The organism is Bradyrhizobium sp. TM239 (assembly GCF_036247985.1).
Lineage (GTDB): Bacteria > Pseudomonadota > Alphaproteobacteria > Rhizobiales > Xanthobacteraceae > Bradyrhizobium > Bradyrhizobium ottawaense.
Genome location: NZ_BTIR01000022.1, coordinates 62,639 through 76,505 on the forward strand (window position 1 = coordinate 62,639; position 13,867 = coordinate 76,505).

The window sequence follows — 13,867 nt, forward strand, 5'->3', positions numbered from 1 at the left end:
GCTTCTTGCCCGGAGCTGGCGGATGAGCTGCTGCACGGAGCCCCAATGTCTGAAATGCCCGTCCCGTCCACACCGTCGCTGTGGCGCCGCGTATCGGCGGCCTATGCGAAGCTGCTGGAATTCCTGCTGGCCACCTGCGTCGGCGTCCTGGTTGTTCCGGTCACGCTGCAAATCATCTCACGCTACACGCCCTTCATTCCGTCCTACATCTGGACGGAGGAGATGGCGCGCTTCCTGTTCGTCTGGACGATCATGATCGGCGCCATGGTCGGCGTGCGCGAAGCGCAGCATTTCGAGGTCGATGTGTGGCCTGACCTGTCGCGGCGGTCGGAGGCCGCGGTGCGGGTCCTCGCGCGGCTCGGCATACTGGCGCTGGCGCTGGTGTTCGTATCGGCCGGCCTCGAGTTCACCCGCTTTGCCTGGAACAGGACGTCGGAACTGGCGGATCTGCCGCTTTGGCTGATTCACGTCGCCTGGCCTGTGACCGGCGTGACGTGGATCGTCTTTGCGGGTGAACAGATCATCGATGAATTGCGCATTCTGGTTGGGGCAGGGCGATGAGCGGCAATGTACTCTCTGCCGGACAGGCCGCGATGGTGCTGTTCGGGGTCTTCATCGGCCTGCTCATCGTGCGGGTGCCGGTCGCTTTCGCACTGGGCCTTGCCTGCGTTCCGATTCTGCTGATCGAGCCTCATCTCTCGATGATGATGCTCGCGCAGGAAACCTTCAACGCCTACAATTCATTCATCCTGCTCGCGGTGCCGTTCTTCCTGCTGACGGCCAACCTGATGAGCATCGGCGGCATCACCGATCGCCTGGTGGCGCTGTCGCGTTCGATGGTCGGGCACTGGCCCGGATCGCTGGCGCAGATCAATGTCGTGCTGTCGGTGTTCTTTGCCGGCATCTCGGGCTCCTCCACCGCTGATGCAGCGAGCCAGTCAAAGATCTTCATCGATGCACAGACCAAGGAGGGCTACGATCTCTCGTTCTCGATCGCCATCACGGCGGTGTCGGCGGTCCTGGCGGTCATCATCCCGCCGTCGATCCTCATGATCGTATGGGGCGGCCTGATCTCGACCTCGATTGCGGCGATGTATCTGGCCGGCATCGTGCCGGGTTTGCTGATCGCGGGCGCGCAGATGGCGACGGTGCACGTCTATGCAGTGCGCCGCGGCTACCCGACTTATCCGAAGACAAGCTGGGTCGAGATGCGATGCGCCATTTGGAAGTCAATTCCGGCGCTGATGACACCCTTCATCATCGTTGGGGGCATTCTACTCGGCTGGTTCACCGCAACCGAGTCCGCCTGCGTCGCGGTGCTATATTCCGTCGCGCTGTCGGCGTTCTTCTATCGAGAGACAGGCATACGGGAATTGTACAAGGCCTTGCTCGACACCGGGCGCCTTGCCGGCGTGGCGCTGTTCTGCGTCGGCACCGCAAGTGCGTTCGGCTGGCTGCTCGCCTACTACAAGATCCCTCAGGAGCTGCTGGCCAACGTCTCGACATGGGGCATGGGCACCGTCTCAGCCGGCTTCTTCATCGCCTTCTGCTTTCTGGTGGTGGGCTGCTTCCTCGACGCCATCCCGGCGATCGTCATCGTCGGCACCGTGCTGGAGCCACTGGCCAGGTCCGTCGATCTCCATCCGGTCCAGTTCGCGATCATTTCCATCGTGTCGCTGGCGTTCGGACTGGTGACGCCGCCCTATGGCCTATGTCTGATGATCGCCTGTTCGATCGCAGGCGTGCGGCTGCGCTATGCTCTGAAGGACACGGTGATCATGCTGATCCCGATGCTGCTGGTGCTGGCGGCCGTCATCGTCTGGCCAAGCGTGTCGCTGTTCCTGCCGCGCCTGATCGTGCCAGAGATGCTCAAATGAGCGTCTGATGGCGCGATCCCGCGGCCGTGGGCCGCGGGATCGGTTGGATTGGTTACAGATTGCTCTCGGTGATCGCGGCGTAGACCATGCTGCGCAGCTCGCGCCGGATCGGGTAGGCGCTCGACGGCAGCACCTGCGTCATGAAGATCGCGATCAGCTCTTCGGCCGGATCGATCCAGAACGAGGTCGTGGCCGCGCCGCCCCAATTGTATTCGCCGGGGCTGCCGGCGATCAGCGTCTCTGCGGGGCGCATGGTCACCGCGAAGCCGAGACCGAAGCCGATGCCGTTATAGGCGGCCTCGGAGAACAGCGAGCGCGACACTTCGGGCAGGGCGCGGCCGCCCGGAATGTGGTTGCTGGTCATCAGGGCCAGCGTCTTCGGTCCGATCAGCCTGATACCGCCGAGCTCGCCGCCGTTGAGCAGTGCGCGGCAGAAGGTGAGATAGTCTGCGACCGTCGAGCAGAGGCCGCCGCCGCCGGAGATGAAGGAGGGCGGGGTGAGGAACGAGCTCGTTGTCGGGTCGTCCTGAAGCGTCAGGCCTTCGCGGCGCTGTCCGGCATGGAAGGTCATGCCGCCACCGGGATCTGCGGAATAGCAGGCCGCGAACCGATGCGCCTTGGAGGCCGGCACGTGGAAGTCGGTGTCGGTCATGCCGAGCGGGTCGAGGATGCGTTGCTTCAGGAATTGCTCGAAGGGGATTCCCGAGATCTTGCCGACGAGATAGCCGAGCACGTCGGTTGCGACCGAGTAGTTCCAGGCCTCGCCCGGCGAGAATTCCAGCGGGATCTTGGCCAGAGCCTCGATCATGGTCTGGAGCGTGCCCGACTTCTCGACCTCGCCGATCTTTTCAGTGCGGTAGGCGGTATCGACATTGGAGCGTTGCTGGAAGCCGTAAGTGAGGCCGGACGTGTGGCGCAGGAGGTCGACGATCAGCATCGGCCTGGACGGCGGCCGGGTCAGGAACGCCGGCGAGTTGCCGGCAACGAACACGCCGAGATCCTTCCATTCCGGAATGTATTTGGCGACGGGCTCGTCGATGGCGACGAGGCCTTCCTCGACCAGCATCATGAAGGCGACGCTGGTGAGCGGCTTGGTCATGGAATAGATGCGGTAGATGGTATCGTCCTTGACCGACAGCTTGCGCTCGACGTCGGCAAAGCCTTGAACCGAGCTGTGCGCGACCTTGCCGCGGCGGTAGACCAGAAGATGCGTGCCCGGGAAGCGGCCGGCATCGATGTACCGGTTCTTCAGATGCGCATCGATGCGGTCGAGCGCGGCCTTGGACATGCCGACGGATTCGGGCGAGGCGGGGGTGGGGGCGAGCATCAGTTCCTCCGGGCAGTTTTGTCGATCCGTTGATAGCCAAATGGCGGCCCCATTCCAAGCCGCTCGCGCTTAACGCGGGCGGGCCGGCTGGTGTAGGCTGCCCCCTGGAACGCCTCCAGGGAGCCCCAAGGGCCCCCAAAAGGGCCAACGAGAAAACGCAGGGCAAACCATCATGACCCAGTTCAACGAGACTGATCTTACCGAGGCCGTCGTCAAGAGCTTCGACAGCACGCCCAATCCGCGCGCGAAATTCCTGCTGCAGGAATTGGTGAAGTCGCTGCACGATTACGTGAGCAAGACGGGTCTCACCTTCGAGGAATGGGACTACGCCATCGATTTCCTGACCCGCACCGGGCAGAAATGCACCGATACCCGCCAGGAGTTCATCCTGCTGTCCGACGTGCTCGGTGTCTCCATGTTGGTCGACGCGGTCAACCATCGCGACCGTGAGGGCGCCACCCAGACCACGGTGCTCGGCCCGTTCTATGTCGGCGAGCACAAGGTGACCGCGCACGGCACCGACATTTCGCCGAACAATCAAACCGGCGAGCGGATGTTCGTGCAGAGCCGCGTCACCGACCTCCAGGGCAAGCCGCTGGCCAATGTCCCCGTCGACGTCTGGCATGCCGATGACGACGGCTTCTACGATTCCCAGAAGCCGAACTATGACGAGGTCGGCGCTTCGGCGCGGGCGCGCTTCATCACCGACGCGGACGGCCGCTTCTTCTTCCGTACCATCTTGCCATGCAGCTATCCGATCCCGACCGACGGCCCGGTCGGCGAGATGATCGTGCAGACCAAGCGTCATCCGATGCGCCCGGCGCATGTGCACTTCCTGGTCAACGCCAAGGGATACGAGCCGCTGATCACGCACGTCTTCATGGACGGCGACAAATATCTCGATTCCGACGTCGTGTTCGGCGTCAAGGATGATCTCGTCGCCAAGGTCGAGCCGCGCAACGATCCGGCGATGCCCGACGGGACGAAGGCGAACGGTCAGTGGCATTTGATGACTTACGAATTCCACCTTAAGCCCGGCGGCGGCATGGCGCCGACGCCGCTCGGGGTGAAGGCTGTGGAGCGGGCCTGATGGCCCGCCGGGATGCCGCGGCAGTCCGGGCGCGTACGACGTCCGGCGTACTACTGATAGCGGCACAAAAACGGACCTCAGCGGATTTCCGAGTTGGGCCATCCACGCAAGTCGTCAACCTACCAGCGGTTAAACCGACACTTGGTCGACTGAGCCCAATTCACTAATCCAAGTCTACCTAAGTATGGTCACTTCATACCTGCGCGCGATGGCGCCGACCGAATGCTTGGTGTTACCGATGCATCCAGAGTGAAAAGCAACGGAACCGGCCCTGTGAGCCGGCAGTTGCGGGACAAGGCCGGCGGCGTAGCGCCCGCTGGCCCTTCTCCCGAACTAGCGGGCGCCTTGCCGTTCAACCGATGCGTATTGCCATGGTTGGTGCAGAGAGTACGCCATGAGAAACATCGCCGATCTCCTGATGCAGTTCTGGCAGGGAAGCCAACCCGCGTCCAAGACTCAGATTGCGGCTATGGCTGAAAACCAGGATCGATCCAGCATGGCTGATTTTGTCAGGATCCTTCAGGCCTATGATCAAGCCCAGTAGGGCCGACCGCGTCAGTCCGTGATACGGATGTCAGAGCAAACCAAAGCCGAGATGCGGCCTCACCGCTCGACGGGCCCGTCAGCGACAGGGATCTTGAAGTCTCCGAATTCGGCCGGTGCGCGCACAATGCGTTGCACGATCACCGATCAGGGTTTGGGACCCATTCCTCCGCGGTTGAGTCCCAATGATGGGTGTCGTCGAACTGTTTCCAGAGTGGCCGCGTTGACCTACTTTCACCGTTCTGTCGGTCTGCATTCGGTGCGCGGAGTTGGACGACGAGCGCCCCAGCCTTCATCACCCATTCGCGAGCGTTATATCGGGAGTTCCATTTGATTGCCGCGAGCATTGGATGCCTCCTTCAAAGTAAGAAGCCTTCGTCACTTTAGCCCGAGCCAAGACCCAAGGATGTAAACCACTTCACAGTTGGTCAACATCTTCGACATAGCCGCCGGCGATCTCCCCACGCGGCGACCACAACTACGTTCGCTCGATATTCCGGCCTCCGGCATGGGTCACGTTGCCGCGCGATCAAAAGGCACGCGACGAAACGCAGCATTGTGCTTGCGCGCGAAGGCGCGTCCTTTTGAGAAAGCGTATTCTATCGCTGATGGGCGGCGCGCGCGATAGAGGCCAGCGCATGCTTGAGCTTTGGAACAGCTGGTACGACACCCTGGCCTCGGTGGAGGCGCTTGCCACGGTCATCGTCATTGTCCTAGTGGCTGCAGGCGCTATCACGCTGGCGGATAGTCGGCGCCGATAAACGTGTCCGACAAAAAGATTGATTTAGGGGAGACCTCGGCAGCAATTCTCTGACAAACGGTAAAATTTCGCATGACCGTCAGAAGCTTACGCCCTAGCGGGCGTGCAGCAATGCCAGCAGCACGACGACGGCGCAGGCGAGCGCGGCCGACGTCAGCTTCCAGAACATTAGCGGGCTGCGCTCCAGGAGCGGCGTGATCCGCGTGTCCAGATAGGCCGGATTGGGCGTGCGAAGCTCGAAGACGAATTCGGACAGGTCCTCGTGCCGCTTGTAGGGATCGGGATGGAGCGCGCGGCGGAGCGCGCCGTCGATCCAGGCCGGCACATTGCGGTCGTCGTCTGCAGGGCGATATTTGAGCCTTCGCACGTCCGCCTTGCGCCGGATCCTGGCAATTTGGGCGCCGTAGGGGAGCTTTCCCGTCAGCATCTGGTAGCAGATCACCGCCAGCGAAAACATGTCGGAGCGCGGCGAGCCGCCTTGCCCGAGAAAATACTCCGGCGCCGTGTACTGGACCGTTCCCAGGATTTCGTCGGCCTCGTCCCGTGGCGCAGCCTCCGCGACGCCCGCAACCCTGACCGATCCGAAGTCGATGATCTTCGCGGTGCCGGTCTTGTCGATCAGGATATTGTCGGGTCTGAGATCCTGATGCAGCATCTCCATGCGGTGGAAGGCGCGCAGGCCCGCGGCGATCTGCTCAATGATGCCACGCACGGTTTCGAGATCGGGGCGCGGATTGTCGGTCATCCACTGCCTCAAGGTCTGCCCTTCGACGAACTCGGTCGCGACATAGAGGTAGCTGCGTCGCCTCGACTGCGACAGCGGTTTGAGCACGTGCGGGCTGTCGATCCGGCGCGCGATCCACTCCTCCATCAGGAAGCGCTTGAGATAGGCGGCATTGTCACGCAAATCGATCGACGGCAGCTTGAGCGCGACCGGCTCCTCGGTCTCGGCATCGACGGCGAGATAGATATGGCTGCGGCTGCTGCCGTGGATTTCCCTGACAATCCGGTAGCCGTCGAACATCGCGCGCGGCTCCGGCAGCGGAGGCAGCGGCAATTGTGACGTCTGATTGAAGATGCCGGCCGGCTCGCGCTGCGGTACCGCGTCGACGCGGATAATCTGGACCGTGATGTTGTCGTCGCTGCCGCGCCGGTAGGCTTCCTCGACGATCGCCCTTGCCGCTCCGTCGAGCTCGCCTGCGTGCTCGTTCAGCGCGCTCGTGATGAAGCGCGCGTCGACGAATTCGTAGGCGCCGTCCGTCGCCAGCAGGAACGTGTCGCCGGCCTCGACCTCGAACGCCAGGTAATCGATCTCGAGCTGCGGATTGATGCCGAGCGCGCGGCCGAGATAGGTCTGCTCCGATGACACGATGATCCGGTGATCGTCGGTCAGCTGCTCGAGCGCCTTGCCGGCGACGCGGTAGATGCGGCAGTCGCCGACATGGAAGATGTGCGCGGTGGTCGCCTTGATGACCATGGCGCTGAGGGTGCAGACATAGCCCTTGTCGCGGTCATAGGCGTATTGGCTCTTGCGCGTCTGCGCGTGCAGCCAGGAATTGGTCGCATCCAGCACGCGGCGGGCGGAGGTCTTCACCGTCCAGGATTCCGACGTGCAGTAATAGTCCATCAGGAAGCTCTTGACCGCCGACTCGCTGGCGATCTGGCTCACGCTGCTAGAAGAGATGCCGTCGGCGAGGACCGCCGAGATGCCCTTCAGGCCGAGCAGCGGCTCCTCTGGAATGAGGACGCCGTGAAAGTCCTGGTTGACGGGCTTGCGGCCCTTGTCGGAGTGCTGGCCGACCGAAATCAGGAGTCCGCGGGTCATCGTCATCACCAGGAGAGGGGAGCCTCACCCTGCTCGGGCAAGGCTCCCCTGTCGAGACGTATTCGATCAGGCCGCGACGCGGGGCTTCGCAGCCTTGTCGACCTGGCGCTTCGGCAAGGTCATGACATGCGTGGCGTAGAGGGTCATGCCGGTGAAGGCGAGGCCGCCGACGAGGTTGCCGAGCACGGTCGGGATCTCGTTCCAGATCAGATAGTCGAGGATCGAGAACTTTGCGCCGAGCAGCAGGCCGGACGGGAACAGGAACATGTTCACGACGGAATGCTCGAACACCATGTAGAAGAACACCAGGATCGGCATCCACATCGCGATCACCTTGCCGGGGACCGAGGTCGAGATCATGGCGCCGACGACGCCGGTCGAGACCATCCAGTTGCAGAGCATGCCGCGCATGAACAGCGTCGCCATGCCGGCCGCACCGTGCGCGGCGTAGCCGAGCGTCCGGCTTTCGCCGATGATTCCGATGGCGGTACCGACCTTGTCCGGCGGCTGCGTGAAGCCGAAGGTCGTGACGAAGGCCATCATGAAGGCGACCGTGAACGCGCCGGCGAAATTACCGATGAACACGAGGCCCCAGTTGCGCAGCACGCCGCCGATCGTGACGCCAGGACGCTTGTCGATCAGGGCAAGCGGCGAGAGCACGAACACGCCGGTCAGGAGGTCGAAGCCGAGGAGGTACAGCATGACGAAGCCGACCGGAAACAAGAGCGCGCCGACCAGCGGCTGGCCCGTGTTGACGTTGATCGTGACGGCGAACCAGGCGGCGAGCGTGAGGATGGCGCCGGCCATGTAGGCGCGAATGATGGTATCCCGGGTGGACATGAAGATCTTGGACTCGCCCGCATCCACCATCTTGGTGACGAATTCCGAAGGCGCGAGATACGACATCAATGGTTCCTTTTGCTTCGTAAGTGAGATCGACGCACCCCTGGCGAGAGCGCGGCTGAAGATCTTTGGCCGTGCGGGCTGGCTTGCCACGCACGAGCGGTATGGAGAATTGGAAGCCGTGAGAATCGCGTCACGAGGACTGAGCCGGTGAGGGCCGCGAAGCAGTGAGCTTCCGGGATGCAGCCGCCAGAGGCTGCAACAATGCGGCGAGCCGCAGTCTTCGTTGACGGCCCAGGAAATGCAAGTCGCGTGCCGTTCGGGTCAACGAGAAAGATCAAGCAATCTCAATATGATGGGTCGCTGCTTGGTTGGCTGCCGACGTGCCCCCAAGCCTTTTGCCCGGGCTATTGCACAAGTTTTGTGCGTCGCACAAAGATTGAGCAGGCCGCAAATTTCGCGTGCGGAGCGGAGGTGCGGCAGTCTGGCGCGATCACCGTAACCTCTTCATTGTCCTCCATTTTTGACGGCGAAGGGCTTGGCATGAAGCTTGAATGGTTCCGTGCCGACGCCATTGAAGCCGTCCCGCGAGACTTCTCATCCGACTTGCCGACGCCACCAGACGGGGGTCTCCCCCGTCGTGCGTTCGCATGCGCCAAAGACGGCGCCGCCGGACGGACGGGCTGCTCGTGTGCACTGACGCCATCAATTCTGCAACGACGCAAAGGACGACATATGACCAAGCGCACCCGCAGGCCCTCGGACAATGGGCTCAGCCGCCGCCAATTGTTGAAGGCCGCAGGCTCTACCGCCGCACTTCTCGCCGCCGCCAAACTGAATTTTCCCGCCGGCGCCTTCGCGCAGGACGCTGGCCCCGAGGTCAAGGGCGCCAAGCTCGGCTTCATCGCGCTCTCCGATGCCGGCCCGCTCTTCGTCGCCAAGGATAAGGGTCTGTTCGCCAAATACGGCATGCCCGACGTCGACGTGCAGAAGCAGGCCTCTTGGGGCACCACGCGCGACAATCTCGTGCTCGGCTCCGAGGGCAACGGCATCGACGGCGCGCATATCCTCACCCCGATGCCGTATCTGATCTCGGCCGGCAAGGTGACGCAGAACAACCAGCCGACGCCGATGTACATCCTGGCCCGGCTCAATCTCGATGCGCAGTGCATCTCGGTCGCCAAGGAATATGCCGACCTCAAGGTCGGCGTCGATGCCTCGCTGCTGAAGGCGGCGTTCGAGAAGAAGAAGGCCGAGGGCAAGTCGGCCAAGGTGGCGATGACCTTTCCCGGCGGCACGCATGACCTCTGGGTTCGCTACTGGCTCGCCGCCGGCGGCATCGATCCGGACAAGGATGTCGAGACCATCACCGTGCCGCCTCCGCAGATGGTGGCCAACATGAAGGTCGGCACCATGGATGCGTTCTGTGTCGGCGAGCCCTGGCCCGGGCAGCTGGTGCACCAGGGCATCGGCTATACCGCCGTCAACACCGGCGAGATCTGGAGCAAGCATCCCGAAAAGTCACTCGGCATGCGCGCGGCCTGGGTCGACAAGAACCCGAAGGCTGCGAAAGCGATCCTGATGGCGGTGATGGAAGCCCAGCAATGGGCCGACAAGATGGAGAACAAGGAGGAGCTCGCCACCATCATGGCCAAGCGCCAGTGGATCAACTGCCCGGTCGAGGACATCGCCGATCGCGCCAAGGGCAAGTTCGATTACGGCCTTCCCGGCAAGGTGGTCGAGAACTCGCCGCACATCATGAAGTACTGGCGCGACCATGCCTCCTATCCCTTCCAGAGCCATGATCTCTGGTTCATGACGGAGGACATCCGCTGGGGCAAATACGAGGCCGGCTTCGACAGCAAGGCGCTCATCGCCAAGGTCAATCGCGAGGACATGTGGAAGGACGCGGCCAAGACGCTCGGCGTTGCGGCTTCCGACATTCCGACCTCCACCTCGCGCGGCAAGGAGACCTTCTTCGACGGCAAGGTGTTCGATCCCGAAAATCCGGCAGCCTATCTGAAATCGCTCGCGATCAAGCGCGTCGAAGTCTGATAGAGCCCGCGGCCGCCGTCAGGCGGCCGCTTCGTCCTTTCAAGCCGGAAGAGGATTTTCGATGAACATGCCTGCCACCAAGATTGAGCTTGAGACCGCGACGCCTGCTGCGAGCGCCGCACCGGTCGTTGCGATGACGCCGAAGCGTGCGCCACGCAGTGAAGCCTACGCGCGCATGGCGCGGGAGCTGGCCGTGCGCGTCATCCCGCCACTCGTCGTAGTCGCGCTGCTGACGCTGGTGTGGGAGCTGGTCTGCCGCCGCGCCGGCTCGGCGCTGCCGCCGCCGTCAAAAGTGTTCAAGGACACGAAGGAGCTGATCCTCGATCCGTTCTTCGACCATGGCGGCATCGACAAGGGCCTGTTCTGGCATCTGTCCGCCAGTCTCCAGCGCGTCGCCTTCGGCTATTCGCTCTCGGCGATCGCCGGCATCGCGCTCGGCGTGCTGGTCGGGCAGTCGGTCTGGGCGATGCGCGGGCTCGATCCGCTGTTCCAGGTGCTGCGCACCATTCCGCCGCTGGCCTGGCTGCCGCTCTCGCTCGCGGCGTTCCGCGACGGCCAGCCCTCGGCGATCTTCGTCATCTTCATCACCTCGATCTGGCCGATCATCATCAACACCGCGGTCGGCATCCGCAACATCCCGCAGGATTATCGCAACGTCGCGGCGGTGGTGCAGCTCAACCCGCTCGAGTTCTTCGCCAAGATCATGATCCCGGCGGCGGCGCCTTACATCTTCACGGGCCTTCGTATCGGCATCGGGCTGTCCTGGCTCGCCATCATCGCCGCGGAAATGCTGATCGGCGGCGTCGGCATCGGCTTCTTCATCTGGGACGCCTGGAACTCCTCGCATATCAGCGAGATCATCCTGGCGCTGTTCTATGTCGGCATCGTCGGCTTCGTGCTGGACCGCATGATCGCCGGCCTCGGCAAGGTCGTCACCCGCGGCACCGCGCTGAACTGAGGGAGAAGAGCACATGACCGCTTATCTGAAGCTCGACCACATCGACAAGGTCTTTACCCGCGGTGCCGCCACCACGGAGGTGCTGAAGGAGATCAATCTCACGATCGAGAAGGGTCAATACGTCTCGATCATCGGCCATTCCGGCTGCGGCAAGTCGACCTTGCTCAACATCATCGCGGGGTTGACCAACGCCACCACCGGCGGCGTGCTGCTGGAAAACCGCGAGGTCAACTCGCCGGGGCCGGACCGCGCCGTCGTGTTCCAGAACCACAGCCTGTTGCCGTGGCTCACCGTCTACGAGAACGTGAGGCTCGGCGTCGACAAGGTCTTTGCCAGGACCAAGTCCCGCGCCGAGCGCGACGCCTGGGTCATGCACAATCTCAACCTGGTGCAGATGGCCCACGCCAGGGACAAGCGCCCGTCCGAAATCTCCGGCGGCATGAAACAGCGCGTCGGCATCGCGCGGGCGCTGGCGATGGAGCCGAAGGTGCTGCTGCTGGATGAGCCGTTCGGCGCGCTCGACGCGCTGACCCGCGCTCACCTGCAGGACTCGGTGATGGCGCTGCATCAGAAGCTCGGCAACACCATTTTGATGATCACTCACGACGTCGACGAGGCCGTGCTGCTGTCCGACCGCATCGTGATGATGACCAATGGGCCGAGCGCGCGCATCGGCGAGGTGTTGGAGGTGCCGCTGGTGCGCCCGCGCAAGCGGCTCGAGCTCGCCACCAACACCACCTATCTGAAGTGCCGCCAGCGCGTGCTCGAATTCCTCTACGAGCGTCATCGCTTCGTCGAGGCCGCGTAAACCAAAGGTTACTGGCAGAAGGTCTGCGCCTAAATAATCGACATCAAGCTCAATCCTTGTGCGCCGCACAAGGATTGAGCGAATCGCAAATTTAGCGTGCGGAAAGGCCCTGCCAGAATTTCTGGCAATACGAATAACGCCCTGGAATCCCTGCATTTCCAGCGTGCGCGCAACTGGCACGGAAATTGAAATGTCTTTGCGCGACGCCAACGACGACGTCCCTCAACATCATCAATCAGCATCGTGAACTCGCCACCGGGGTGAAGCCTCGGAGCGCGCCTCCATGTGAGGCGGAGCCTGCAACGACGCAGCGGTGAGCCTGGAAGGGATACTCAATGACGAAGAATCCTACTTGGATTTCAGACTGGCGCCCCGAAGATGAGGCGTTCTGGAATGCGACCGGCAAGACGATCGCGCGACGCAACCTGATCTGGTCGATCGTGGCCGAGCATATCGGCTTCTCGGTCTGGCTGATCTGGAGCATCGTCACCACCAAGCTGCCGCAGGCGGGCTTTCACTACACCACCGACCAGCTGTTTCAGCTCATCGCTGTGCCGGGGCTCATCGGCGCCCTGATACGCTTTCCCTATACGTTCGCGGTCACGACCTTCGGCGGCCGCAACTGGACCATCTTCAGCGCGGCGATCCTGTTCATCCCGACGCTGTCGCTTGCCTATTTCGTGAGCCAGCCCGACACGCCGTTCTGGCTGATGCTGCTGATCGCCTCGACCGCGGGTCTCGGCGGCGGCAATTTCGCCTCCAGCATGACCAACATCTCCTTCTTCTTCCCCGACAGGATGAAGGGCTGGGCACTCGGCCTGAACGCGGCCGGCGGCAATATCGGGGTCTCCAGCGTGCAGCTCCTGACCCCGATCCTGATGACGCTCGCCGTCTTCAATCTGTTCCAGGCAACCCCGGTCGACGGCATCTTCCTGCAGAATGCCGGCCTGATGTGGGTGCTGCCGATCGCGATCGCGGTGTTCGGTGCCGTGTTCTTCATGAACAACCTGACCACGGCGAAGTCGTCGGTGAAGAACCAGCTTGCGATCGTCAAGCGCAAGCACACCTGGATCATGGCGTATCTCTACATCGGTACGTTCGGCTCCTTCATCGGCTATTCGGCTGCGTTTCCGCTGCTGATCAAGACCCAGTTCCCGCAAATCACGATTGCGATTGCGTTCCTGGGGCCGCTGGTCGGCTCGCTGTCGCGTCCGCTCGGCGGCTGGCTCGCCGACAAGATCGGTGGCTCCATCATCACCTTCTGGAACTTCATCGCGATGGCAGGCGCAACGGTGGGCGTGCTCTACTTCGTCGGGCAAAAGGATTTCATCGGCTTCCTGTCGATGTTCCTGATCCTGTTCGTGACGACGGGCATTGGCAACGGCTCGACCTATCGCATGATCCCCTCGATCTTCCGCGAAGAGAACCTGTTCAGGGTGCGCGGCAAGGGCGAGGCGGCGCGCGCGCTCGCGCTGAAGACGGCGAGCATCGAGAGCGGTGCAGCGGTGGGCTTCATCGGCGCGATCGGTGCCGTCGGCGGCTACCTGATCCCGACCGGTTTCGGCAAGTCGATCGCCCTGACCGGGGGCCCCCAGCTCGCGCTCGCGATCTATCTCGCCTTCTATGCCAGCTGCCTCGGCTTGACCTGGTGGTTCTACCTGCGTCGCGGCCCGCAGGGTGAGGGCGCCTCAAGCCTTGCCCAAGCAAGGGTCTAATACTTGGCACGAATGTCGCTTCTCCCCGTACGCGGGGAGAAGACTCTCTGATGACGTTTGACCCAT

11 protein-coding genes are annotated in these 13,867 nt (G+C 62.7%); 8 read left to right on the forward strand and 3 right to left on the reverse strand.

The genetic code is table 11. From position 1 onward, the window contains the following. Positions 1–45: 45 nt before the first annotated feature. On the forward strand, positions 46–561 hold the full coding sequence (locus AABA84_RS30065) for a TRAP transporter small permease (RefSeq protein WP_338313941.1): 516 nt from the start codon (positions 46–48) through the stop codon (positions 559–561). Beyond that, a complete protein-coding gene (locus AABA84_RS30070; RefSeq protein WP_212247942.1) occupies positions 558–1,877 on the forward strand; it encodes a TRAP transporter large permease in 1,320 nt (439 codons plus the stop codon). Before AABA84_RS30065 ends, AABA84_RS30070 begins: the two co-directional genes overlap by 4 nt. A gap of 52 nt (positions 1,878–1,929) precedes the next feature. On the opposite strand, the gene AABA84_RS30075 is transcribed toward AABA84_RS30070, so the two are convergent. Then, positions 1,930–3,204, reverse strand: coding sequence for a serine hydrolase domain-containing protein (locus AABA84_RS30075; protein WP_338313942.1), 1,275 nt, complete (start codon positions 3,202–3,204; stop codon positions 1,930–1,932). A gap of 172 nt (positions 3,205–3,376) precedes the next feature. Between AABA84_RS30075 and AABA84_RS30080 the strand changes: the two genes are divergently transcribed. Together AABA84_RS30080 and AABA84_RS30085 are read left to right on the forward strand one after the other, a co-directional pair. After that, positions 3,377–4,294, forward strand: coding sequence for an intradiol ring-cleavage dioxygenase (locus AABA84_RS30080; protein WP_338313943.1), 918 nt, complete (start codon positions 3,377–3,379; stop codon positions 4,292–4,294). 394 nt (positions 4,295–4,688) lie between these two features. Beyond that, the gene (locus tag AABA84_RS30085) at positions 4,689–4,838 is read left to right on the forward strand and encodes a hypothetical protein (RefSeq protein ID WP_338313944.1); all 150 of its coding nucleotides are present in this window, start codon (positions 4,689–4,691) and stop codon (positions 4,836–4,838) included. 853 nt (positions 4,839–5,691) lie between these two features. Here the strand turns inward: AABA84_RS30085 and AABA84_RS30090 are convergent. Together AABA84_RS30090 and AABA84_RS30095 are read right to left on the reverse strand one after the other, a co-directional pair. Then, on the reverse strand, positions 5,692–7,428 hold the full coding sequence (locus tag AABA84_RS30090; protein WP_338314002.1) for a bifunctional protein-serine/threonine kinase/phosphatase: 1,737 nt from the start codon (positions 7,426–7,428) through the stop codon (positions 5,692–5,694). Between the two features lie 60 nt (positions 7,429–7,488). Further along, entirely contained in the window at positions 7,489–8,328 is an 840-nt protein-coding gene (locus AABA84_RS30095; RefSeq protein ID WP_092259682.1) for a formate/nitrite transporter family protein, read from the reverse strand. 672 nt (positions 8,329–9,000) lie between these two features. On the opposite strand from AABA84_RS30095, the gene AABA84_RS30100 reads away from it, so the two are divergent. The 4 genes from AABA84_RS30100 to AABA84_RS30115 all read left to right on the forward strand — a co-directional run bounded on the left by AABA84_RS30100 (position 9,001) and on the right by AABA84_RS30115 (position 13,801). Further along, positions 9,001–10,320, forward strand: a complete 1,320-nt coding sequence (locus tag AABA84_RS30100) for a CmpA/NrtA family ABC transporter substrate-binding protein (RefSeq protein ID WP_212247947.1) — start codon at positions 9,001–9,003, stop codon at positions 10,318–10,320. A gap of 61 nt (positions 10,321–10,381) precedes the next feature. Beyond that, a complete protein-coding gene (gene ntrB / locus AABA84_RS30105; RefSeq protein ID WP_212247948.1) occupies positions 10,382–11,278 on the forward strand; it encodes a nitrate ABC transporter permease in 897 nt (298 codons plus the stop codon). 13 nt (positions 11,279–11,291) lie between these two features. Beyond that, positions 11,292–12,086: an ABC transporter ATP-binding protein gene (locus tag AABA84_RS30110; RefSeq protein WP_212247949.1), complete on the forward strand. Its 795-nt coding sequence runs from the start codon at positions 11,292–11,294 to the stop codon at positions 12,084–12,086. A 335-nt stretch (positions 12,087–12,421) separates the two neighbouring features. Beyond that, positions 12,422–13,801 (forward strand): MFS transporter, encoded by a 1,380-nt coding sequence (locus AABA84_RS30115; protein WP_212247950.1) that lies wholly within the window; start codon positions 12,422–12,424, stop codon positions 13,799–13,801. Positions 13,802–13,867 lie beyond the last annotated feature (66 nt).